The organism is Flexivirga oryzae (assembly GCF_014190805.1).
Lineage (GTDB): Bacteria > Actinomycetota > Actinomycetes > Actinomycetales > Dermatophilaceae > Flexivirga > Flexivirga oryzae.
Genome location: NZ_JACHVQ010000003.1, coordinates 234,230 through 257,525 on the forward strand (window position 1 = coordinate 234,230; position 23,296 = coordinate 257,525).

Sequence of the window (23,296 nt, forward strand, 5' to 3'; positions counted from 1 at the left end):
ATCTCGCGACGAACACTCGGACTGCGCGCATACGTTGCCGCCATGAGCCTTACGGGGGAGACCTTCTGGTTGGCACTGATCGCCGTGACCGTCGTCGTGGTGGTCGCCACCGTGTCGTTGTGGTCGCGGGTGCGCGGGCCCTGCGCTGCTCCGGTTGCTGCAACGACTCGGGCTCGTGGTGTTGTGCCAGGTGACCGCCGTTGCAGTGGTGAGCACGTGGGTGAACAGCCACTTCGGGCTGTACGCATCGTGGTCCGACCTGCTGGGCACGGACAACTCGGGAGCACTGGTGATGGCCGGGCCACCACCTCGGACCGCGACGTTCACCCGATCCATCAATGGCACGGTGAGCACGTATTTCCGCGGTCCTCAGTCTCGTCTAGCCGGCGAGGTCTACGTGTGGACACCACCGCAGTATGCCGAAAAGGCCTACCACAAAACGCATTTCCCGGTGATCGAGTTGCTCCACGGATCTCCGGGTGAGCCGCGGGACTGGCTCACCCGGGGCGGTATGCCGGGAGCGATCGCCCACCTGATGGCCTCCCATCGGCTCACGCCAGCGGTCGTCGTCATACCCGAGATCACGCCGGGAGGCGTCGACACCGACTGCTCGAACACACCCGCCGTGCGCGGCGCGACCTGGCTCAGTAAGGACGTGCCGGGGCTGATCCGGCACCACTTCCGCGTTCTCTCCGCACCGCGGGCCTGGGCACTGATCGGGATCTCGACCGGTGGGTTCTGCGCGATCAAGCTGCCGATGCAGTTCCCGAAGGTCTTCGGCATCGGCGCCGGCATGGACTCCGATCCGTTCGCCGGTGACCCGACCGTGCTGAAGCGCACCGCCCTGCGGACCGCCAACGCTCCGCTCACGCTTGCCCGCTCCCGCCCTCCGGTGACACTGTTCGCCGCCACCAGCGCGCAGGACAGCTGGAGTCCGCCGTCCAACATCACCGCACTCGCTCGCGCGATCCGCCCGCCCACCACGCTCGCGCCGGGATACGTGCTCCAGCAGGGTGGACACAACTGGCGCACCTGGGCCCGGATGGAGCCGGCACTGTTCACCTGGCTGAACTCGGTGCTGGAGAAGGCGCACTGAGCCGGTGCGCAGCCGGCCCCTCTAGGTTGGACCGGTGACTTCGTATGACGCGACCGATCTGACGACCCTGCTGGAGCTGGAGAGCTGGGTAGCGCACGACGTCGGCGCCGACGGCGCCGTGCTCGCCGGCAACGACGCCTCGGGCACCATGCAGCTGGTCCGGATCGGCCCGGACGGCTCCCGGACCCGGCTGACCGCGCTGGCCGGGCGGTGCCTCGGTCGCTGGGTGCCAGGCACGAGATCCGTTGTCATCATGCATGATTCAGGTGGTGACGAGAACTGGCAACTGTCCCTGCTCGACCTCGACGGCCCGCTGCCCGCAACCGACGAGGACCTGTCACCGCTGGTGCACGACGCCCGGTTCGTGCACACGCTGGAGGATGTGACGGAGGAGCACCTCGTCTACTCCACCAATCGTCGGGACGGTGCCTCGTGGGACGTCGTGGTCCGCGACTGGCGCACCGGAGCGGAGCACGTGGTCGCGCAGGACGCCGGGTACGTCGCCCAGTCACGCGTGTCACCGGACGGGCGGCGCTGCGCACTCGTCGCACTCACCACGCAGCCGGCCGCAGCTCAGCTGTCCGTCGTCGGCGACGAGTCACCCGGCCCGATCACCCCCGCCGACGAACCCGCCGAACACTCCAGTCCGCACTGGCTTTCCGACGACCAGCTGATCTTCGTCAGCAACCGCGACCGTGACTTCCGTGCCATCGTGCGCGCCAAGGTCGACGGGTCCGACTGGCAGACACTGCTCGCCGACGACGCCCACGATCTGCACCTGTCCGCCGCCCCGGACGGCAAGACCCTGCTGGTCACGACGAACGTCGACGGATCCCGCCGGTTCGCCCTGCACGAACCGGACGGCACCCTACGCAGGGCGATCGATCTGGGCCGCGACTACGTGTCCACCTCCGTGGCCTGGGCCCACGACGGCAGCCGCGTCGTGCTCGGGCTGAGTGCCTGTGTCGATCCCGGCTCGATCGCCACCGTCGACACGGTGTCGGGCGAGGTCTCCTGGATGATCGACGGTGTCGAGCAGATCCCGCCGGCGCTGCGTCAGCGGCTGGTCGAGGCAAGCTGTCACCGGGTGCCGACATCCGACGGCGAGCAGGTCCCCTGCTTCGTCTACTCACCCGAAAATCCCACGGGCGCAACGGTTCTGCATATTCACGGCGGTCCCGAGGCACAGGCCGAACGGTTCTGGAACCCGGTCATCCAGGGCCTCGCCCTGGCAGGCTTCACCGTCCTGCAACCGAACGTGCGCGGCTCCGACGGCTACGGCAAACGCTGGGTGAGCCTGGACGACGTGGACCTGAGGCTCGACTCGGTGGAGGACCTGCGTGCGCTGCACGACTGGCTCCCGACCCTCGACCTCGACCCCGATCGGTCGGCGCTGTGGGGTGGCTCGTACGGCGGCTACATGGTGCTGGCCGGTCTGGCCACCCAGCCGGACCTGTGGGCCGCAGGGGTCGACATCGTCGGCATCTCCTCGCTGGTCACCTTCCTGGAGAACACCTCGGACTATCGGCGCATCTACCGCGAACGCGAGTACGGCAGCCTGGAGCACGACCGGGACACCCTGATCCGGTGCTCGCCGATCACCTATCTGGACCAGTTGCGTGCGCCGCTGTTCGCCATCCACGGAGCCAACGACCCGCGCGTACCGCTGTCCGAGGCCGAGCAGATCCACGCCGCCCTCACGGACAGGGGCGTCCCCTGCGAACTGCGGGTGTATGACGACGAGGGGCACGGGCTGGCCAAGCGCGCCAACCGGCTCGACGCCTACCCCGCGGCGATCGGTTTCCTGCTCGACACGACCGACCCGATCAGTGGTCGGTGACCACGCCCTTCTCACCCTTCTTGGTGACGGCGTGCCCGCCGAACTCGTTGCGCATGGCGGCGACGGCCTTCATCGCAGGGGACTCGGTGCCCTGGCGCGAGAAGAACCGCTGGAACAGCGAGGCGGAGATCACCGGCATCGGCACGCCGTACTCGACACCCTCCTGCACGGTCCAGCGGCCTTCGCCGGAGTCGTTGACGAAGCCCTCGATGTCCTTCAGCCCCGGGTCCTTCTCCAGCGCGTCCGCGGTGAGCTCCTGCAGCCAGGACCGGACGACGGTGCCGCGGGTCCACGCCTTGAAGGCGGCGGGGACGTTCTTGACGATCTCCTTGGCCTCCAGCAGCTCGTAGCCCTCGGCATACGCCTGCATCATGCCGTACTCGATCCCGTTGTGGACCATCTTCACGTAGTGCCCGGCACCGACGTCGCCGGCGTGCACGAACCCCTCGTCGCGCGGGCCCTCCGGGCGCAACGCGTCGAAGATCGGCATGAGCCGCTCGATGTTCGCGGCACTGCCACCGGCCATCAGGCCGTAGCCGTTGTCCTTGCCCCACACGCCGCCGGAGACGCCGCAGTCGACGAACTCGATGCCCTTCTCGGCGAGTTCCTTCTCGTGCTTACCGTCGTCGGTGAACTTGCTGTTGCCACCGTCGATGACCAGGTCGCCCTTCTCCAGCAGCCCCTTCAGCTCGTCGATGACCGACTGGGTGACCTTGCCGGCGGGCACCATGACCCAGACGTTGCGCGGCGCAGCCAGTTTGTCGACCAGTTCCTTCAGGTCCTTGACGTCCGAGACCTCGGGGTTGGTGTCGTAGCCGACCACGTCGTGCCCGGCCGCCTCCAGGCGGTCGCGCATGTTGCCGCCCATCTTGCCCAGGCCGATCAAACCGAGTTGCATGCCACGCCTTTCGTCGATGTATGTCGGAAGTCGTCCCCGACGCTACTCCGCGCCGTCAACTCGCGAAGCGGACGGGCATCAGGACGTAGCGGTAGGACTCGTCGGCGTCGCCGTCCGCCTCGGCCTGCCCGGACAGCACCGCGGGGCTCTTGGGCTGGGTGAACGACATCCGCGCGAACTTCGTGCCGAGCGCGCCGAGCCCGTCCAGCAGGAACTGCGGGTTGAACGCGATCTCGATCTCCGGCCCGGTGAGGGTGGACTCGACGGCCTCGGAGGCCTGTGCGTCGTCCCCCTGGCCGGCCTCGATCGCGACCTGACCCTCCGAGAACCGAAGCCGCACAGGAGTGTTGCGTTCGGCGACCAGCGACACGCGCTTGACCGCCTCGGTGAGCGCGGCGGTGTCGATGACGGCGACCGAGTCGACGCTGCTGGGGAAGATCGAGGACACCTTGGGGTACTCACCGTCCAGCAGCCGGGTCGTGGCGCGGCGCTGCCCCGCCTCGAAGCCGACCAGGCCGTCGCCGCCGGCCGCGTTGCCGAGGGCCACCTGCACAGCACCGGACGCGCCGAGCGCCTTGGCGGTGTCCAGCAGGGTCCGGGCGGGGATCAGCGCGGTCTGTTCCGCGTCGGCGTCCGTGGGGTTCCAGGTGAGTTCGCGCAGCGCGAGCCGGTAACGGTCGGTGGCGAGCAGGCTGAGCTTGTCGCCCTCGATCTGCAGGCGGACGCCGGTGAGGATCGGCAGGGTGTCGCTGCGGTCGGCGGCGATCGCGACCTGGGACACCGCCTCGGTGAAGACGTCGCCGGCGATCGCACCGGTCGGGTCGGGAGAGGTCGGCAGCGTGGGGTAGTCGGCGGTCGGCATCTGCTGCAGCGAGAAGCGGCTGGACCCGCAGGTGAGCTCGACCTTGTGCTCGTCGGCGGTGATCGTCACCGGTTTGTTCGGCAGCGAGCGGGAGATCTCGGCCAGCAGCCGGCCGAGGACCAGCACCTGGCCCGGCTCGTCGACCTGCGCGTCGACGGTGACCTTCGCGGACACCTCGTAGTCGAACGCGCTGAGGGTCAGACCCTCGTTGCTCGCATCGAGCAGCACACCGGCCAGCACCGGCACCGGGGGCCTGGTGGACAGGCCACGCACGGCCCAGGTCACGGCCTCGGCCAGGACATCGCGTTCGACGATGAGCTTCACGTACAAACCATCCTTGTTCTCAAAGGCTCCCGTCGGGTATGACGAGACGCCTCTCGGAGCAGTGCTTCACGCCGCGGGCCGGCAGACCGCGAACCGCACGGTCGATCCGGGCGCACGATGACCCTAGTCGCCGCGCCGAACGGACCGCCACTGGGCACGAGGCGAAGATCGTGGATCCGACCCGGTTCAGCCCTCGGTCCTGGCCCGGTTGGCGGCGACCATCGCGTCATACACCTCGACCAGCGCGCGGCGCTGCGCGGCGGTCAGGGACCGGTCCGCCTTCATCGCCGCACGCAGGTCGGACTCGGTCTCCTCGTCCTCCTCGAGTCGCAGATCCTCCGGGGACAGCCCGAGGGAGCGGGCGATGTTGTCCAGCACCTGCTCGCTCGGTGCCCGCAGGCCGTTCTCGATCTGCGAGAGGTAGGGGTTCGAGATGCCGACCATGCTGGCCAGTTGGCGCATCGGCAACTCGGCCAACTGCCGCTGCTTGCGGATCAGCTCGCCGAGACTGGACGGGAGGTCGTCGATCGGATCTTTCGCGGACACGAGACCCAATCTAGCCGCCTGCCCGCGATGCCCATGACGCGCCGAATGGTGCGACGAACGGTCGGTATCCACGGTGAACGGACGGCCCGTTCTCACATCGCGGACATTCCTGGGGCTACTGGACAGTAGGCCGAACTCATCGGTCAAGGTGTGGGCACGGAGCCAACCGTTCGACCGCGATGGAGCCTGCCCATGTCCGGACTGGATGTTCCTCTCACCCCGCTGCGTTTTCTGGCCCGCACCGCCGAGGCCTACCCGGACAAGACCGGGGTCGTGGACGGCCCGCGCCGGTTCACCTGGCGTGAGGTCGCGGACCGGACCCAGCAGTTCGCGCGGGCCCTGCGGGCGGCCGGGCTGCAACCCGGCGAGCGGGTGGTCAGCCTGGCCTCGAACAGTGCCGAACAGGTGATGGCGCACTTCGCGGTGCCGCTCGCCGGCGGTGTGCTGGTCGCGACCAACACCCGGCTGTCCCCGCCGGAGATCGCCTACATCCTGGAGCACTCCGAGGCGCGGATCGTCCTCACCGACCCGGACGTGGCCGACGCCGCCGGGCAGGTGCTCGCCGGCAGCGGTGCGCAGCTGGTGCTGTTGCCCGCCGAGGACGGGTCGGCGGGTGACCCGCCCGACGGCTTCCGCACCTTCGACGACCTGCTGTCCGGCGGCAGCGCCGGCGACGACCTGCCCTGGACGGTCGACGACGAGACGTCGACGATCACCATCAACTACACCTCGGGCACCACGGGCCGACCCAAAGGTGTGATGTACACCCACCGCGGCGCCTACCTCAACGCGCTGGGTCAGGCCCAGCACCAGGGCTTCGACGCCGACACCCACTACCTGTGGACGCTGCCGATGTTCCACTGCAACGGCTGGTGCAGCGCCTGGGGTGTCACCGCCGCGGGCGGCACGCACGTCTGCCTGCGCGCGGTGCGTGGCCCGGCGCTGTGGGGGCTGATCGACGGCGAGGGCATCACCCATCTGGCGGGCGCGCCGACGGTGCTGTCGATCATGGGCGACGCCGCCGAGGCGCACCCGCTGGAGACGCCGATCCGGGTGGTGACCGCGGGCGCCCCGCCGAACCCCGCGACGCTGGAGCGATTCCACGAGCTCGGTGCGCAGATCACCCACGTCTACGGGCTCACCGAGACCTACGGCCCCTACACGATCTGCGAGTGGCAGGACGCGTGGGACGAACTGAGCCCTCGCGAGCTCGCCGACAAGCTGTCCCTGCAGGGGATCGGTTCGTCGGTCGCCGAGCGCGCCCGCATCGTCACCTCCTCCGGCGAGGACGGCTCCGAGCTCACCGACGTGCCCGCCGACGGTGTGTCGCTCGGTGAGATCGTGATGCGCGGCAACACCGTGATGAAGGGCTACTTCAAGGACGAGGCGAGCACCGCCGAGTCGTTCGCGGGCGGCTGGTTCCACTCCGGTGACCTGGGCGTGCAGCACCCGAACTGGTACATCCAGGTCGTCGACCGCAGCAAGGACGTCATCATCTCCGGCGGCGAGAACATCGCCTCGATCGAGGTCGAGCAGGCCCTGCAGCGGCATCCGGCGGTGGTGGACGCCGCGGTGATCGGCGTTCCCGACGAGCGATGGGGCGAGGTACCCAAGGCGTATGTCGTGCTCCGCCAGGACGCGCAGGCGACCGAGGCCGAACTCATCGACCACGTGAAGACGCTGCTGGCCCGCTACAAGGCGCCCAAATCGGTCGACATCCGCCCGTCGCTGCCGAAGACCGCGACCGGCAAGATCCGCAAGAACGAGCTCAAGGAAGAGGCCACCTCATGAGCGCCGACAACCCGCTGCCGTCCGGTGACGACCTCGGGTTGGCCCGGGGTACCGACTTCTACGGCCTGCAGGACCGGTTGACCGACGACGAGCTGGCCGTCCGCGACCGGGTGCGGGCGTTCTGCGACCGGCAGGTGGTGCCGCGGGCGGCCGCTTACTGGGAGGCCGCCGAGATGCCGGCCGAGATCAAGCAGGGGTATGGCGCGCTGGGTGTCGCGGGCGGCTCCCTGCAGGGGTACGGCTGTCCTGGTTTCGGCCCGCTGCTCGAAGGGATCGTGGTGTCCGAGCTGGCCCGCGGCGACGGCAGCCTCAGCACGCTCAACGCCGTCCACTCCGGGCTCGCGATGGCCAGCATCGGGTTGCTCGGCTCGGACGAGCAGAAACAGCGCTGGCTGCCGGACATGGCCACCTTCACCCGCACCGGTGCGTTCGCGCTGACCGAGCCCACCCACGGTTCGGACGTCGTCAGCCTCGAGACCACCGCACACCGGGACGGGGACAGCTGGGTACTGAACGGCGCCAAGCGCTGGATCGGCAACGGCCACCTGGCCGACGTGGTCGTGGTGTGGGCCCGCGACGACGACGGGAAGGTCGGCGGGTTCGTGGTCGAGCACCCGGACGGCGTGCACGACCCGGTCCCGGGCTTCGACGCAACCCCGATCCGCGGCAAGACGGCCGGCCGAGGCATCACCCAGGCCCAGATCGCGCTGCACGACGTCCGGATCCCGGCCGACAACCGGCTGGCCGGCTCCCGCAGTTTCGCCGACACCAACATCGTGCTGGCCAAGTCACGCCAAACCGTCGCCTGGGAGGGGCTCGGCCACGCGATCGGTGCGTATGACGCCGCCGTGACCTACGCGCTGCGCCGCGAGCAGTTCGGCCGGCCGATCGCGAAGTTCCAGCTGGTCCAGGACAAGCTCGCGCACATGCTGACCGAGATCACGGCGATGCAGATGGTGTGCGGACGCCTCGCCGAGCTGCAGGCCGAGCACCGGGCGACCATCGAGCACGCGGCACTCGCCAAGCTGCAGACCGCCGCGGGCGCCCGCGCGGTGTGTGCTCAGGCGCGCGACATCCTCGGCGGCAACGGCATCCTGCTGGACCATCACGTGGCCCGCCACCACGCCGACATCGAAACCGTCTACACCTACGAGGGCACCGACAGCGTGCAATCGCTCATCGTCGGCCGCGCGATCACCGGAGTCAGTGCCTTCGCGTGATTTCATGACCGCTAACCCCTTGGCAGCTGCGGGTTTTCGGCGCACGATCAACCTAACGAGACGCAAGGACGACAACCAGATGACAGACACCGACACACAGCTCCCGGTCCGCGTGACGATCGCCGAGCTTCCGTCGCTGGTGGGGACCACGGTCGGCACCGCCCCTGCGATCGAGGTGACCCAGGAGCGCATCAACGCCTTCGCCGAGGCGACCGAGGACCGGCAGTGGATCCACACCGATCCGGAGCGGGCCAGATCCGGGCCGTTCGGGACGACGATCGCGCACGGCTACCTCACCCTGTCGCTCGCCTCCGCGCTGATGTGGGAGGTGCTGCAGGTGACCGACGCCGCCCAGGTGGTCAACTACGGGCTGGAGAAGGTGCGTTTCCCGGCGCCGGTGCCGGCCGGATCGCCGGTCAGCATGACCCTGGACATCGTGTCGGTCGAGCCGGTGGCCGGCGGCGTCCAGGTCCGTTACCGCGGCACGTTCACCGTGCCGGACAATTCCAAGCCGGTCTGTGTGACCGACGGACTCTTCCGCTACTACGAGGAGCAGTGATGGTCACTGACAAGAACGAGCCGGACATGCTCACCAAGATCCAGGCCAAGCTGGACCCGCTGGGGTGGACGACCGCGACGGCGTCCGCGATCGGTCAGGCGGCCCGCAACCCCGCACCGATGGCGGTCGCGGGGGTCCGGTTGATGACCGGACTGGCGACGCTGCCGTTCGCGGCCGCCGGCAAGGCGTTCTCTGTGCCGGTCGCGCCACCGATCGAGCCCAACCCGAAGGATCGCCGCTTCTCGGACGCGTCCTGGGACGAAAGCGCCTACTACTTCGCCGTCCGCCAGTTCTACGACCTGGTCTGCCGTTACGTGGACGAGGTGCTCGCGGCCGGGCACACCGACGACCTCACCGACCTGAAGGCGGCCCTCACCGCCCACCTGCTGACCGACGCGGCGGCACCCACCAATTTCCTGCTGACCAACCCGGTCGCCATGCGCAAGGCGCTCGACACGGCCGGCAGGTCGCTCGTCGACGGTGCCAAGCTGGCGTTGTCCGACCTGGTGGAGCGCAAGGGTATGCCGGAGAAGGTCGACGCCTCGGTGTTCACGCTGGGCGAGGACATGGCCGCCACCAAGGGGTCGGTGATCTACCGCAACGACCTGATGGAGCTGATCCAGTACTCCCCGCAGACCGAGCAGGTGCACGAGATCCCGCTGCTGGCCAGCCCGCCGTGGATCAACAAGTTCTACGTGATGGACCTGGCGCCGAGCCGCAGCCTGGTCGAGTGGGCGGTGCAGCACGGCCGGACCGTGTTCATGATCAGCTACCGCAACCCGGACGCATCGATGGCCGACGTCACGATGGACGACTACCTGGAGCAGGGCGTGCTGCAGGCGATGGACATCGTCCAGGAGGTCACCGGCAGCGACACGATCGACGTGCTGTCGCTGTGCCTCGGCGGGGCGATGGCGTCGATGGCGGCGGCCCACCTGGCGGCGCGCCAGGACACCCGCCTCGGCACGCTGACCCTGCTGAACACGATCCTGGACTACTCCGAGCCTGGTGACCTGGCGGCGTTCGTCGACCCGCAGTCGCTGGACCGCATCGACGTGCGGATGGGCGAGACCGGCTTCCTCGACGAGAACGACATGGCCCTGGCGTTCGACCTGTTGCGAGCCCGCGACCTGATCTTCCGCTACATCCCCGAACGCTGGCTGTTGGGCAAGGCGTCGCAGCCGTTCGACATCCTCGCCTGGAACGGCGACGCCACCCGGATGCCGGCGGCGATGCACTCCAGCTACCTGCGCCTGCTGTATGGCGAGAACCGCCTGGCCAAGGACGAGATGGAGCTGGGCGGCCAGCACCTGCATCTGGGCGACGTCGACTCGGAGATCTACGTCGTCGGCGCGGTCAACGACCACATCGTGCTGTGGACCACGTCGTACAGTGCCACCCAGTTGTTCACCGGCGAGGTGCGCTACGTGCTCAGCTCCGGCGGGCACATCGCCGGGGTGGTCAACCCGCCGTCACCGAAGGCCTGGTTCGAGGCCCTGCCCGCAGGCGCCGACAACCCGGAGAGCCCCCTGGAATGGCGCGAGGAAGCTACCCGGCAGGACGGGTCCTGGTGGGAGGACTGGATCGAATGGTCGGTCGCGCGGGCGGGCAAGCTGGTGCCGGCACCCAAGAGGCTGGGCAACCGCAAGTACAAGCCGCTGGAGGACGCACCCGGCACCTACGTGCGGCACTAACTCTTTGCATAGTTAGCTGACTCTTGCTAACATCGTCTGCAGGAGATCGGTTCGGTACTGGATCGATCGCAACGAGAGGAACAAGAGACATCATGGCTACTTCCAAGAGCAACCCGGCCGCCGACGCCGCTGCGGCGTTCACCCCCGACCTCGAGGCAGCTTCTGCCCGCGTTCGTGAGCTGAACGAGAAGATGATCGAGGCTGCCAAGAAGAGCGGCAACCTGTCGCTGGACGCCTACGAGAAGACCCTGAAGGGCCTCGTCGACTTCGAGGAGAAGGCCGCCGGAGCCTCGCAGATCGACTTCGTCAACGCGCTGGCGACGGCCTACGCCTCGTTCGTCACCGAGGTGAGCAACGCGTTCACGACCGCGGCGCGCGACGCCCTGAAGTGACCGCCGGGGAACGAGCCCGCACTCAGCGAGAACGCTGGGTGCAGGCTCCGACCGACGCGGCGTTCTCGATCTGGAACGGCTGGCTCGACTACGCGGGCTCCGCGCTCGCGCACTCGCGGCTGACCACCGTCGGGTTCACCGAGGACCTGCTGCACTGGTGGGAGACGGTCGCCGATCGGACCCAGCCCTCCTGGTCCACCCGGCACCGGACAGTCCGCAGCTGGCCGCAGGCCGCGCTGCTGGACTTCTCCACCTCCGAGCACGGCACGCCGACCGTGATCCTGCCTCCCCAGGCCGGACACGCGTCGACGATCGTGGACTACTCGGCGGAGCAGAGTCAGGTCCGGACCGCGCGTGACGCGGGTCTGGAGCGGGTCTACGTGCTCTCCTGGAACCCCGCGACCGAGTTGACCGCGTCGTCGTCGATCGAGGACTTCGTCTCGATCCTGGACGAGACCGTCGAGCAGCTCGGTGGCCGGATCAACCTGGTGGGTGACTGCCAGGGCGGCTGGCTCGCAGCGATCTACGCGGCCCTGCGGCCGGAGTCGGTCGAGAGCCTGGCCGTCGCCGGGGCACCGATCGACTTCCACGCCGGTCACTCGGCCATCCAGGAGTGGGTGCGCGGCCTCAGCGCTCGCGGCGAGATGCGCTTCTACGAGAAACTCGTCGACCTCGGCCGGGGCAACCACCTGGGCGAGAACCAGATCATCGGTTTCAAGATGCTGGAGCCTCCGGAGGAGATCTCCCGGCTGGCGGCGCTGTGGGGCCACATCCACGACGACGCCTACGTCCAGCGCTACACCGATTTCGAGAACTGGTTCGCGTGGGGCCAGGACGTACCCGGTGCGTTCTACCTGTGGATCGTCGAGCACCTGTTCATCCGCAACGAGCTGATCCAGCAGAAGTTGCGGGTCGGCGGCGAGTTCGTCGACCTGGGCAACATCACCTGCCCGGTGTTCATGCTGGCCGGCACCACCGACCACATCACCCCTCCGGAGCAGATGTTCGCGCTCGCCGACCACGTCGGGACCCCGAAGCGGGAGCAGCACCAGGAGCTGGTCACCGCCGGTCACCTGGGCCTGTTCATGGGCCATGCGGCGTTGGAAGGCGCATGGACGAACGTGTTCCGTGCGATCGCGGCGCGGAACAACACCCGCACCAAGGAGCTCGCGCGCAAGGCGTGAGGCCCTGGGTGGTCAAGGCTCCCTCGTCGGCCCCGGCCGGCGGGGGAGTTTTCGTATGTGCCGTGAATCCCCAGTGGTCAATGACGAAATCGTCATTGTTCTCTGGTCAGTAGTAGTAGTCGCAACTGTGGATACTGTGGATAACTCCGGTGTGGGGCGTCATACCGCCCGAGCAGGTTGTGGACGGCCTGTGGCCGCAGATTGTGGATAACCTCGCCGCTCGGTGGACGAAGATTGTTGTCCACAGGCTGTTCGCAACCCGACGTGGTGTGTCGGCCCAGTTGTCCACAGGGTCAGCGGTGTTGTACACCGCGTGATGTGGAGACACCAGGTGTCACATCAGTCACATCAGGAAGAATACCCACATGCTTGTCCACAGGGTGTGGACAAGCTGCTGCGACGGGCGGCGGATCGGCGCCCCCGTCCTGGCGCGGTCGACTCACGACACGTCGTGCGGGGGGACGGACAAGCCTGCGCGGAGGTGCCGCTTTCCACAGGTGCTGTGGAAAGCGGTGTGTACGACGCCCGGATCAGGCGGTGGCGCGGCGGATCTGCGTGGTGAGTTCGCTGATCTGCTCGTAGAGATGCGCCCGCTCACCCATCAGCTGCCGGATCTTGCGATCGGCGTGCATCACCGTGGTGTGGTCGCGGCCGCCGAACTGCTGACCGATCTTGGGCAGCGACAGGTCGGTGAGTTCCCGGCACAGGTACATCGCGATCTGGCGGGCATTGACCAGTGTCCGCGACCGGGACGACCCGCACAGCTCCTCGACGGACAGGCCGAAGTACTTCGCGGTCTGCCGCATGATCGCCATCGCGCTGATCTGGCCGGACCCGGAGGAGGGCATCAGGTCCTTCAGGACGCGGCCGGCGAGTTCCTCGGTGACGCGCTGGTTGGAGACCGACGCGTAGGCGGTCACCCGGATCAGCGCACCCTCGAGCTCCCGGATGTTGCTGGGTACCTTGCTGGCGATCAGGCTGAGCACCTCGTCGGGCAGCTGCATCGAGTCGGCCACGGCCTTCTTGCGCAGGATGGCGATGCGGGTCTCCAGATCCGGCGGTTTGACGTCCGTGGTGAGGCCCCACTCGAAGCGGGATCGCATGCGGTCCTCCAGACCGGACAACATCTTCGGCGGCTGGTCGGAGGTGAGCACTATCTGCTTCTCGCTGTTGTGCAGCGCGTTGAAGGTGTGGAAGAACTCCTCCTGCGTGCCGTCCTTGCCCTGCAGGAACTGCACGTCGTCGATCAGCAGCACGTCGACGTTGTCGCGGTACCGCTTCTGGAAGCTGGATGCCTTGTCGTCGCGAATGGAGTTGATGAAGTCGTTGGTGAACTCCTCGGAGTTCACGTAGCGCACCCGCATGTGCGGGTAGTAGTTGCGCACGTAGTTGCCGATCGCGTGCAGCAGGTGCGTCTTGCCGAGTCCGCTGTCGCCATACACGAACAACGGGTTGTACGAGCGGGCCGGTGTCTCGGCGACGGCCTGGGCGGCGGCGCAGGCGAAGCGGTTGCCCGCGCCGATCACGAAGGTCTCGAAGGTGTACTTCGGATTGAGCCTGGCGTCCGGCACCGGCTCGGTGAGGACCGGCGACCGGTCGCGAGCGGCGGCCGCGCTGAACAGGTCCTCCTCGGCGTCGGACAGCTCCGGCCCGGCCGGACGCGGCTGCTCGGTGATCTCCTCCTCCGCGGGGCGGAGGCTCTCGTCGACCGTGACCGCGAGCCGGATGTCGGTGCCGAGTTGCGCACCGAGCGCCGAGCAGATGGGGTCCTTGAGGGTCGTCTCGACGAAGATCTTGGTGTGGTCGAACGGAACCGCGAGCAGGGCGGTGTCTCCCACCAGGCCGGCGAGCCGGGCGAGTCGCAGATAGGCGCGGTCCCGGGCGGGTATGCCGGAGTCCTCGATGCCGAGCATCGCACCGTGCCAGACGTGAGCGAGATCGATGTCCGGTTCGCTCACGGTAACTGCGTCCTCCCTGGCAGATGGCGGTATTCACGGTGGGTCCAGCACGGCTCCGCTGTGCACATGCTACGCCCGTCATCCACATGGTTATCCACAGGCTGTGAATGAAGCTGGGCGTGCCGTTGTCGCGGGAAGGTGAACTGACCGGGAAGACGCTGACGCTAACAACTTGAACTGCTGTCCGGCAAGCCGCGTGCGCAGATTTTTTTCCGTCGTCGGCGTGGCGTGTGGCAGCGGGCGGCGATCACCGGTTTCATGGTGGGTTTGGCCGCGGCCGCATCGTGGTCGCGCTCGGTTTGACCCTGTCCGTCGGCGGCCCGTATCGTAGATCGGAACCATCTTCGCGCGTACCTGCCTCGACCAGTTCGGTTGCCTCCGGCAGGTGGACGTCATGCGTCCTACGTGCCGCGAAGATCCCAGTGACCGAAGCACGACCCGGGCCGACACCGGCCCGCACATTTCGACGGAGACGACAGTGAGCAAGCGCACCTTCCAGCCGAACAACCGCCACCGCGCCAAGACGCACGGATTCCGTCTGCGCATGCGCACCCGCGCCGGTCGCGCCATCCTGTCGGCTCGGCGCGGCAAGGGCCGCGCCAAGATCTCGGCCTGAGCGACCCCCGGGGGCTTCGGCGCTGGGTCGGGCGAGGTGTTGCCGACGAAGCATCGACTGCGCGACAGTGCGGATTTCACCGCAGTGTTGCGCAGTCGTCGTTCCGGACGGGCCGCGGGTCCACGACTCGTGGTCACGGTGGCACCGCCCCGCGGAGACATCAGCAGGGTCGGCATGGTCGTGTCGAAGGCGGTCGGCAATTCGGTGATCCGCAATCGCACGAAGCGGGTGTTGCGGCACGAGATGGCCGACCTGCTGCCGGGCCTGCCGACCGAGCTGGACGTGGTGATCCGGGCAACCCCGGCCGCCGGGACCGCGCCGGCCGCGCTCCTGCGTGACGATCTGGACCGATTGCTGGACGCGGCAGTGCGTCGCAGGCGCGGGTGATCCCGTGACACTGCGTCAGCTGCTCGCGAGGCCACTGATCTGGCTGGTCCGGCTCTACCAGCTGCTGATCTCGCCGCTGCTCCCGCCGAGTTGCCGTTTCACCCCCTGTTGCTCCACCTACGCGATCACCGCGCTGACCCGTTTCGGGATCTTCCGGGGTAGTTGGCTGACCGTCCGCCGGTTGGCCCGCTGCCACCCGTGGAACCCCGGCGGTGTCGACCACGTTCCGCCTCTTGACACCGCGGACCGCTCCGGCACACCCACGCCGGCGCCGCTGAACTAAAGGACTGCGCCATCTACGACTTCTTCGACACGATCCTGTACCCCCTCGAATGGTTCGTCGCCTTCGTCATGGTGGGTTTCCACAAGGCGTTCACGGCGATCGGCATGCCGGCGGCGAGCGGCTGGACCTGGGCCCTGTCCATCGTCGGCCTGGTGATCGTGCTGCGCATCCTGCTGATCCCGCTGTTCGTCAAGCAGATCAAGTCGTCGCGGCGGATGCAGCTGATCCAGCCCGAGATCCAGAAGATCCAGAAGAAGTACAAGGGCAAGAAGGACGCCGAGTCTCGTCAGAAGATGACTGAGGAGACGATGGAGCTCTACAAGAAGACGGGCACCAACCCGTTCTCGTCCTGTATGCCCATCCTGCTGCAGTCACCGTTCTTCTTCGCACTCTTCCGGGTGTTGGACCGGCTCAAGGACATCGGCCACGGCACCCATCACCCGATCGGTGTGATGACCAGGAGCCTGGCCGCGCAGGCCGAGAGCTCCACTCTCTTCGGCGTCAAACTGTCCTCGGCGTTCCTGCACCCGGGAGACTCGCCGGTGGGCGCCACCCGGACCTTGTGTATCGCGCTGATCATCATCATGTCGGTCACGGTGTTCACCACGCAGCACCAGCTGATGCGCAAGAACATGCCGGCGTCCGCCCTGGACAATCCGCTGGCCAAGCAGCAGAAGTACATCATGTACATCATGCCGGTGTTCTTCGCGATCTCCGGTGTGAACTTCCCGATCGGTGTGTTGTTGTACTGGGTGACCACCAACCTGTGGACGATGGGTCAGCAGTTCTACACCATTCGCCGGATGCCTGCCCCCGGTTCCGAGGCCGAGCGAGCGCTCGAGGAACGCCGCAAGGCCAAGGGCAAGCCGATCACCAAGCTCAGCATCCCGGGTCTGCACTCGCACGACGACGAGGCGGCCGACACCTCGGCGGTCGAACTCGCCAAGTCCAAGACACCGCCCGGCAGCCCGGGACTGGTTACCGCCGACGGCGGCACCGCCGGCAAGTCGGGTGGCCAGCGAGTCCAGCCCAAACGCAACAAGAAGCGCAAGCGGTAGCACCCTCGCGCTCGAGCGTCGATCCGCTGTGGCGTGATCGCCGTGGGCGGCTCGCTCCGCGAGACTCCGCCGCCTCGACCACCTGACCAACTGCACTGGAGTGAAGAATGACTGACGTGACCACCCACGATCCGCTCTCCGCGGAGGAGTCCTCGGACGTGGCAGCACAGCCGAGCAAGGCCGTCGACCTGGATCGCGAGGGGGAGGTTGCGGCCGATTTCCTGGAGACCCTGCTGGACATCGTCGACATGGATGGCGACATCGACGTCGACGTCGACGGGGACCGGGCCTCGGTCTCCATCGTCGACTCCGAGGAGGGCCGTGTGCCACGTCGCCTGGTCGGCCCCAACGGCAAGGTGCTGGACGCGCTGCAGGAACTCACGCGCCTCGCGGTCCAGGCCGAGACCGGCAACCGCAGTCGCCTGATGCTCGACATCGCCGGATTCCGGGCGGACCGTCGCGCTGAGCTCGTCAAGATCGCCCAGGAGGCGGTTGCGTCGGTCAAGGCGGACGGTGAGCGGGTCGCACTTGACCCGATGTCCGCCTTCGAACGCAAGGTGGTCCACGATGCGGTGCTCGCCGGCGGTCTGCGCTCGGAGTCCGAAGGCGCCGAACCGCGGCGTTTCGTGGTGGTTCTGCCCGCGGACGACTGAGGACGTTCCACGTGAAACCTGATTCCGCACGGCAGACCGAGCGGTTGGAGACCGCCGCGGTCCCGGAGACCCCTGTGGCCGCCGAGCGGATCTTCGCCGACCGGCTGCCGGAAGCCCTCCGGTACGCCGAGATCCTCGCCGGTTCCGGCGTGATCCGCGGTCTGCTGGGGCCTCGTGAGACCCCGCGCCTGTGGGAGCGCCACATCCTCAACTGTGCGGTCATCACCGAGTTGATCGACGAGGACGCCACGGTGATCGACGTCGGCAGCGGGGCCGGACTTCCCGGACTGGTCATCGCGATCCGCCGCCCGGACCTGCATGTGACGCTCGTCGAACCACTACTGCGTCGGGTCCGGTGGTTGCACGAGGTGGTCGAGGAACTCGAGCTGACGAACGTGCAGGTCGCGCGTGGCCGCGCGGAGGCGCTGTGGGACGAAGTGCCCGCGGCAGACGTCGTGACCTCCCGCGCGGTGTCCGCGCTGGAGAATCTGGCAGTGTGGTCCGTACCCCTCGTCCGCCCCGGCGGATGGTGGCTGCCGATGAAGGGTGCGTCAGTGGCCGAAGAGATCGACGGCTGTCGCTCGCTGCTGACCGAGGTCGGAGTCACCTCGATCGACATCACCGAGTGCGGCGTCGGTGTGTTGGACGAACCCACGACCGTTGCGCGTTTGGCGATCGGGACTCCTCGTCGACTGGGTCCGTCCAGCGCGAAGAGGGCGAATCGTCGCAAACGGGCACCGAGTGGGCGCTCCGCGGACAACCGCTGACAGCACTTCTCTGCCGAACTACGCAGCCGGCGGAGCCGAGCACCAGGACCAAGGGAGAGGCGAACAGTGACGACGAGTTCACTGCCCACCGGGTGGCACGAACCCACGACTGCGGTGGCGTCGTCGTCCGAGCCGGTCGGCTGGCGCAATGCCGCGCGGTTGCACCCGACCGTACTCGTCGGCGCGTTGCACCCGGTCCCGGCCGGCACCGCGGAGCATCCCGTTGTTCCACCGGAACCGGCCACTGTGCCGGAGCCGGTTTCCCGTGAAACATCGGTCGACGGCGCGACGGCACAGGGTCCGGAGCACGCACCGTCCACGTCGCCGTTGGCCGACGAGCTGGTCGACCGCGCGCGGCGCCGCCAGGCACTGGCCGGCAGCAGCGTCGGCAAACCGGCCCAGCCACGGGTGTTGACGATCTCCAATCAGAAGGGCGGCGTCGGTAAGACCACGACCACGGTGAACGTGGCGGCGGCACTCGCCCAGTTCGGCCTGCGGGTGCTGGTCATCGACATCGATCCCCAGGGCAATGCGAGCACCGCCCTCGGCATCCCGCACCACGCCGAGGTTCCCAGCGTCTACGACGTGGTGGTGGAGGACCAGGAGTTGGCCGGAGTGCTCCAGGAATGCCCCGACATACCGGGTCTGTGGTGTGCCCCGGCGACCATCGACCTGGCCGGCGCCGAGTTGGAGCTGGTGTCGCTCGTCGCGCGCGAATCGCGGTTGAAGCGCGCCATCGAGCACTACCAGGAGCACCCGGGCGCTCCCGGCGTGTTCGATTTCATCCTGATCGACTGCCCGCCGAGCCTTGGGCTGCTCACGGTCAACGCGTTCGTCGCCGCACGTGAGGTGTTCATTCCGATCCAGTGCGAGTACTACGCGTTGGAGGGGCTGAGCCAACTCCTGAAGAACATCGAGCTGATCCGGGCTCACCTGAACCCCGAACTGCACGTGTCCACCATCCTGCTGACGATGTATGACGCGCGTACCCGGTTGTCGGCGCAGGTTGCCGACGAGGTCCGCAACCATTTCACCGACCAGGTCCTCAAATCCACGATTCCGCGCTCCGTGCGGATCTCCGAAGCACCCAGTCACGGGCAGACCGTGCTCACCTACGACCCGTCCAGCAGCGGCGCGCTGTCCTATGCCGAGGCTGCGAAAGAGCTGGCGGCGCGTAGCACTACGATTGCCGAGTGAGCGAAAAACGACGCGGACTGGGGCGCGGCCTCGGTGCCTTGATACCGACAGCACCCACCCCCACCACCGGGAGTCCCCGACCGTCCGACGTGTTTTTCCCCGGTGCTGCCGCCACCACGGCGACCCGTGAACAGTCCGGCGACGCTGGTTTCACGGGAAACAACGACTCGGTAGCAGTCGATGCCGACGGCACGCACACCGTCGCTGACGACGTCACGGCTGCCACGGACGAGGCGCCGCACGCCGACGAGGCGCCCGTTCTGCAGGAGGTCCCCGGAGCGGCCTTTGCCGAGTTGCCGGTGGATTCGATCCGGCCCAACCCGCGCCAGCCCCGCACGGTCTTCGACGAGGACGAACTTGCCGAACTCGCGCACAGCGTGCGTGAGATCGGTGTTCTGCAGCCCATCGTGGTGCGCCGCCTGCCCGCCGACACCGGCGCCGATGCGGGCATCGAGTACGAACTCATCATGGGCGAACGCCGCCTGCGCGCGAGTAGGACGGCCGGTAAGGAGTCGATCCCGGCGATCATCCGCAGCACGGACGACGACGACATGCTGCGCGACGCCCTGCTGGAGAACCTGCACCGTGCACAGCTCAACCCGCTCGAGGAAGCCGCCGCCTACGGCCAGCTGCTCGACGACTTCCGGTGCACGCACGAGGAGCTGGCCGGCCGCATCGGCCGCTCCCGGCCGCAGATCAGCAACACCCTGCGGCTGCTGAAGCTGCCCGCCCTCGTGCAGCGCCGCGTCGCTGCGGGTGTCCTGTCCGCCGGGCATGCCCGCGCCCTGCTCGGGCTCCCGGATGCGGCCGCCATGGAGCGGCTGGCCCAGCGCATCGTCGCCGAGGGCCTGTCCGTCCGCAGCACCGAGGAGATCGTCGCGCTCGGTGGTGACCAGGAGAAGACGGTGCGCCGCTCCCCGCGCGCCGGCCAGCACCACCCGCAGTTGGACTCCCTCGCCGCCAGCCTGTCCGACCAACTCGACACCCGCGTCAAGATCGCCCTCGGTAAGAAGCGCGGCAAGCTCACCGTCGAGTTCGCCAGCGTCGAGGACCTGCACCGCATCATGGACCAACTCGGCGTCTCTCACGACTGAATTTCCCTGCGACGCAACAGAATTCGCGGCGGAACCGGACGAGTACTCACTCAGCGGTGGCCGAGTAGCCCGAGCCGCTGGGCGAGTAATCACTCAGCGGTCACCGAGTACTCACCCAGCGGTCACCGAAGTACTTACTCAGCGGTGGCCGAGTAGCCCGAGCCGCTAGGCGAGGGCGTATCGAGGTCCCCGCACGGCACCCGTGGTTGGCTTGGTCGGGCGGCGACCAGGCCGCCGTGCCCGACTCACTCCGCTGCACTCCGCTAGCGCTCCGTTCCGCTGCATAGGCCGGGCACGACGACCTGCCCACCGCCTTCGCTGCCTACCGAAGTGCCTTTGGAGTTGAAATACGTTGCAGTCAGGACGGATTCGACTCTCGAGTATGCGACGTGGCCGTGGCTTGGTCGATCTCGGGAGATGGGCTCATCACCTGATCGACCAACTGCACGGCAGGATCAGTTGAGTCGCGTGATTTGTCCTTCCGGCCAACAGGATGAAGAGCACCCCCGACAGTCAGCCACAGAGCACCGTCCACTGCACGCAACCCGGAAACCCAACAGCAGCAACGCAAAAGGCGACTCTCCCAGCCGGGAGAGCCGCCTTCGCACTGCGGAGAGATCAGCCGATGAACGGCTCGAGCTCCTTGACCAGCTTGGGCTTGGGCAGGACGCCGACGATGGTCTTGACGACCTCACCGTTCTGGTAGACGTTCAGCGTCGGGATGCCGGTGATGCCGTACTTGGCGGAGGTGGCCGGGTTGTCGTCGGTGTTCAGCTTGACGACGGAGATCTTGTCGGCGTTGGCCTCGGCGATCTCCTCGATGATCGGGGCGATCATCTTGCACGGCCCGCACCAGGGCGCCCAGAAGTCGACGAGCACCGGCTTGTCGCTCTTGAGGACATCGGCCTCGAAGGTCGCGTCGGACGTTTCCTTGGTGTTTGCACCCATTGCGTGAGGGTCCTTTCCTTGATCTGTTAGCGCTGAATTACGTTGGGAATGAAGAAGATCAGAGTCTCATACGCTGACCGCGGCGGACGCTTCCGGCGCGGTCGACGCTTCGTGGTCGGCCAGGTATCGCTCGGCGTCGAGGGCGGCGGCGCAGCCGGAGCCGGCGGCGGTGATGGCCTGGCGGTAGGTGTGGTCGACCAGGTCACCGCAGGCGAAGACACCGGGCAGATTGGTGGCGGTGGTGTCCTGCCCGACCAGGACGTAACCTTCGGCGTCGGTGTCGACCTGGCCGATGATCAGCTCGTTGCGGGGCAGATGCCCGATGGCCACGAACACCGCCGAGGTGTCGACGTCGCGGGTGTCTCCGGTCCGGGTGTCCTGCAGGGTCACCGAGCTGACCTTCGGGTCGCCGTGGATGCCGACGATCTGACTGTTCCAGGCGAAGTCGATCTTGTCGTTGGCGGCGGCCCGGTCCGCCATGATCCTGGACGCGCGCAGCTGGTCGCGGCGGTGCACCACGGTGACCTTGGTGGCGAAGCGGGTCAGGAAGGTGGCTTCCTCGATCGCGGAGTCCCCGCCGCCGACGACCATGATGTCCCGGTCCCGGAAGAAGGCGCCGTCGCAGGTGGCACACCAGGACACGCCGTGGCCGGACAGGCGCTTCTCGTCCTCCAGGCCGAGTTCGCGGTATGCCGACCCCATGGCCAGGATGACCGCCTTGGCCTCGTGGACGTTGCCCTCACCGTCGGTGACCCGTTTGACCTCACCGGTGAGGTCGACGGCCGTGACGTCGTCGCGGACCAGGTCGGCACCGAAGCGTTCGGCCTGCTCACGCATCTGCATCATCAGCTCCGGGCCCATGATGCCGTCGGCGAACCCGGGGTAGTTCTCGACCTCTGTGGTGTTCATCAACGCCCCACCGGCGGTGACCGAGCCCTCGAAGACCAACGGGTGAAGGTTGGCCCGGGCCGCGTAGACCGCGGCCGTGTAACCAGCCGGGCCGGAGCCGATGATGATCAGGTTGCGAGGCTCGCTCACGGAGTCTTCCTTCGGTTCGGGTGACAACGGCCCTGCCCGCTGTGCAGCAGGGCACGCATTGCACAACAGATGGTAGGCGGGGAATGTTCCGCACCCGGGACCGTGCCCGCCACCCGAACCGGTGGAGCGTCAGATCGTCCGCGGTGCGGCATAGGGCCGGTCGCCCTTGCTGCAGGTCGAGGAGACGGCGAAGGCGGTCTTCTTCCCCTCGTTGGTGACGACGATGACCACTGCAGGCTTGCCCTGGAAGGTGGCCAGGTCGACCTTGATGCTCGACGGGTCGTTGAGCAGGGAGCCACCGATGGAACGCGCACACGCGAGCAGCGCGCTCGGCTTGGTGAGGGACCCGAACTCGGTCAGGATCCCGGCATCGGGCTGTCCGCTGGCCGAGCCGGTCGCCATACTCGCCGCCTGCGTGTTGAAGGACGCGGGCGTGTAGTCGGTGCCGGTGGACTGGACCTGCATGCGGCCGACGAGCTGGTCACCGCTCACCGAACTCTGCGTGGAGCCGGGCGGTAGCGCGGACGTGGGCGCGTTGTCGTGGCGCAGGGAGTTGACGCCGACGACGGCGACCGCTGCGACGGCAGCCGCCGCGACGAGGCCGCCGACCGCCTGCATCCAGCGACGCCCACCGCCCGTGCCCTTGGCCGGGTGAGCGGTGCGGGTGAGCGGCGTCACGTTGCCGCGGTCGGCATCGGATCGCCCCTGCTGCTCCTCGGCGAGGGCAGCAGTGATCCGGTCGGCCACGTCTTGTGGCATCGGCCCGGGGTCGGGCAGTGAACGCAGCAGGTCACGCATGCCCGTGGGGTCGTTCTCGAAGTCATCGGGAGGTGTCGTCACGGCTTTCCTCCAATCGGTTCAGCAGCTGAGACGACGAATGCACGGTCGGGG

23 protein-coding genes are annotated in these 23,296 nt (G+C 67.8%); 16 read left to right on the forward strand and 7 right to left on the reverse strand.

What is annotated here, in order from left to right; genetic code table 11:
• Nucleotides 1-190 precede the first annotated feature (190 nt).
• Nucleotides 191-1,096: an alpha/beta hydrolase-fold protein gene (locus tag FHU39_RS18065; RefSeq protein ID WP_221185666.1), complete on the forward strand. Its 906-nt coding sequence runs from the start codon at nt 191-193 to the stop codon at nt 1,094-1,096.
• 34 nt (nt 1,097-1,130) lie between these two features.
• Nucleotides 1,131-2,936, forward strand: a complete 1,806-nt coding sequence (locus FHU39_RS25065; RefSeq protein ID WP_221185667.1) for an alpha/beta fold hydrolase — start codon at nt 1,131-1,133, stop codon at nt 2,934-2,936.
• Here FHU39_RS25065 and gnd read toward each other — a convergent pair.
• The 3 genes from gnd to FHU39_RS24785 form a co-directional block, all read right to left on the reverse strand.
• Nucleotides 2,923-3,852, reverse strand: a complete 930-nt coding sequence (gene gnd / locus FHU39_RS18075; RefSeq protein ID WP_343066015.1) for a phosphogluconate dehydrogenase (NAD(+)-dependent, decarboxylating) — start codon at nt 3,850-3,852, stop codon at nt 2,923-2,925. The genes FHU39_RS25065 and gnd overlap by 14 nt on opposite strands.
• Nucleotides 3,853-3,889: 37 nt before the next feature.
• Nucleotides 3,890-5,020, reverse strand: coding sequence for a DNA polymerase III subunit beta (dnaN, locus tag FHU39_RS18080; RefSeq protein WP_183322106.1), 1,131 nt, complete (start codon nt 5,018-5,020; stop codon nt 3,890-3,892).
• Nucleotides 5,021-5,206: 186 nt separating this feature from the next.
• Complete coding sequence (locus tag FHU39_RS24785) at nt 5,207-5,566, reverse strand: helix-turn-helix domain-containing protein (protein WP_221185669.1); 360 nt, start codon at nt 5,564-5,566, stop codon at nt 5,207-5,209.
• 192 nt (nt 5,567-5,758) lie between these two features.
• On the opposite strand from FHU39_RS24785, the gene FHU39_RS18090 reads away from it, so the two are divergent.
• The 6 genes from FHU39_RS18090 to FHU39_RS18115 all read left to right on the forward strand — a co-directional run bounded on the left by FHU39_RS18090 (nt 5,759) and on the right by FHU39_RS18115 (nt 12,406).
• Nucleotides 5,759-7,357: an AMP-binding protein gene (locus FHU39_RS18090; RefSeq protein WP_183322107.1), complete on the forward strand. Its 1,599-nt coding sequence runs from the start codon at nt 5,759-5,761 to the stop codon at nt 7,355-7,357.
• Nucleotides 7,354-8,577 (forward strand): acyl-CoA dehydrogenase family protein, encoded by a 1,224-nt coding sequence (locus tag FHU39_RS18095; RefSeq protein WP_183322108.1) that lies wholly within the window; start codon nt 7,354-7,356, stop codon nt 8,575-8,577. The genes FHU39_RS18090 and FHU39_RS18095 overlap by 4 nt, the downstream gene beginning before the upstream one ends.
• Nucleotides 8,578-8,656: 79 nt before the next feature.
• Complete coding sequence (locus FHU39_RS18100; protein WP_183322109.1) at nt 8,657-9,136, forward strand: MaoC family dehydratase; 480 nt, start codon at nt 8,657-8,659, stop codon at nt 9,134-9,136.
• Nucleotides 9,136-10,830 carry a PHA/PHB synthase family protein gene (locus tag FHU39_RS18105; RefSeq protein WP_221185670.1) on the forward strand — a complete coding sequence of 565 codons (1,695 nt, stop codon included), beginning with the start codon at nt 9,136-9,138 and terminating at the stop codon, nt 10,828-10,830. Before FHU39_RS18100 ends, FHU39_RS18105 begins: the two co-directional genes overlap by 1 nt.
• 92 nt (nt 10,831-10,922) lie before the next feature.
• A complete protein-coding gene (locus FHU39_RS18110; RefSeq protein ID WP_183322110.1) occupies nt 10,923-11,222 on the forward strand; it encodes a hypothetical protein in 300 nt (99 codons plus the stop codon).
• Nucleotides 11,223-11,260: 38 nt separating this feature from the next.
• Entirely contained in the window at nt 11,261-12,406 is a 1,146-nt protein-coding gene (locus tag FHU39_RS18115; RefSeq protein WP_183322111.1) for an alpha/beta fold hydrolase, read from the forward strand.
• A gap of 530 nt (nt 12,407-12,936) precedes the next feature.
• Here FHU39_RS18115 and dnaA read toward each other — a convergent pair.
• Entirely contained in the window at nt 12,937-14,364 is a 1,428-nt protein-coding gene (gene dnaA / locus FHU39_RS18120; protein WP_183322112.1) for a chromosomal replication initiator protein DnaA, read from the reverse strand.
• Nucleotides 14,365-14,842: 478 nt separating this feature from the next.
• Between dnaA and rpmH the strand changes: the two genes are divergently transcribed.
• From rpmH to FHU39_RS18160, 8 genes are all read left to right on the forward strand, one after another.
• Nucleotides 14,843-14,980, forward strand: a complete 138-nt coding sequence (gene rpmH / locus FHU39_RS24380; RefSeq protein ID WP_183322113.1) for a 50S ribosomal protein L34 — start codon at nt 14,843-14,845, stop codon at nt 14,978-14,980.
• 36 nt (nt 14,981-15,016) lie between these two features.
• Nucleotides 15,017-15,367: a ribonuclease P protein component gene (gene rnpA / locus FHU39_RS18130; protein WP_183322114.1), complete on the forward strand. Its 351-nt coding sequence runs from the start codon at nt 15,017-15,019 to the stop codon at nt 15,365-15,367.
• 4 nt (nt 15,368-15,371) lie between these two features.
• Complete coding sequence (yidD, locus tag FHU39_RS18135; RefSeq protein WP_343065986.1) at nt 15,372-15,650, forward strand: membrane protein insertion efficiency factor YidD; 279 nt, start codon at nt 15,372-15,374, stop codon at nt 15,648-15,650.
• A 68-nt stretch (nt 15,651-15,718) separates the two neighbouring features.
• On the forward strand, nt 15,719-16,708 hold the full coding sequence (yidC, locus tag FHU39_RS18140) for a membrane protein insertase YidC (RefSeq protein WP_246336704.1): 990 nt from the start codon (nt 15,719-15,721) through the stop codon (nt 16,706-16,708).
• Nucleotides 16,709-16,815: 107 nt separating this feature from the next.
• On the forward strand, nt 16,816-17,361 hold the full coding sequence (locus tag FHU39_RS18145) for a Jag family protein (protein ID WP_183322115.1): 546 nt from the start codon (nt 16,816-16,818) through the stop codon (nt 17,359-17,361).
• 11 nt (nt 17,362-17,372) lie between these two features.
• On the forward strand, nt 17,373-18,128 hold the full coding sequence (gene rsmG / locus FHU39_RS18150) for a 16S rRNA (guanine(527)-N(7))-methyltransferase RsmG (RefSeq protein ID WP_343065987.1): 756 nt from the start codon (nt 17,373-17,375) through the stop codon (nt 18,126-18,128).
• Between the two features lie 66 nt (nt 18,129-18,194).
• A complete protein-coding gene (locus FHU39_RS18155) occupies nt 18,195-19,325 on the forward strand; it encodes a ParA family protein (RefSeq protein WP_343065988.1) in 1,131 nt (376 codons plus the stop codon).
• A complete protein-coding gene (locus FHU39_RS18160) occupies nt 19,322-20,419 on the forward strand; it encodes a ParB/RepB/Spo0J family partition protein (RefSeq protein WP_183322116.1) in 1,098 nt (365 codons plus the stop codon). The genes FHU39_RS18155 and FHU39_RS18160 overlap by 4 nt, the downstream gene beginning before the upstream one ends.
• A 618-nt stretch (nt 20,420-21,037) precedes the next feature.
• Here FHU39_RS18160 and trxA read toward each other — a convergent pair.
• The 3 genes from trxA to FHU39_RS18175 all read right to left on the reverse strand — a co-directional run bounded on the left by trxA (nt 21,038) and on the right by FHU39_RS18175 (nt 23,245).
• The gene (trxA, locus tag FHU39_RS18165; protein ID WP_183322117.1) at nt 21,038-21,367 is read right to left on the reverse strand and encodes a thioredoxin; all 330 of its coding nucleotides are present in this window, start codon (nt 21,365-21,367) and stop codon (nt 21,038-21,040) included.
• A 66-nt stretch (nt 21,368-21,433) separates the two neighbouring features.
• Entirely contained in the window at nt 21,434-22,405 is a 972-nt protein-coding gene (gene trxB / locus FHU39_RS18170; RefSeq protein WP_183322118.1) for a thioredoxin-disulfide reductase, read from the reverse strand.
• A 129-nt stretch (nt 22,406-22,534) separates the two neighbouring features.
• Nucleotides 22,535-23,245: a hypothetical protein gene (locus tag FHU39_RS18175; protein WP_183322119.1), complete on the reverse strand. Its 711-nt coding sequence runs from the start codon at nt 23,243-23,245 to the stop codon at nt 22,535-22,537.
• Nucleotides 23,246-23,296 lie beyond the last annotated feature (51 nt).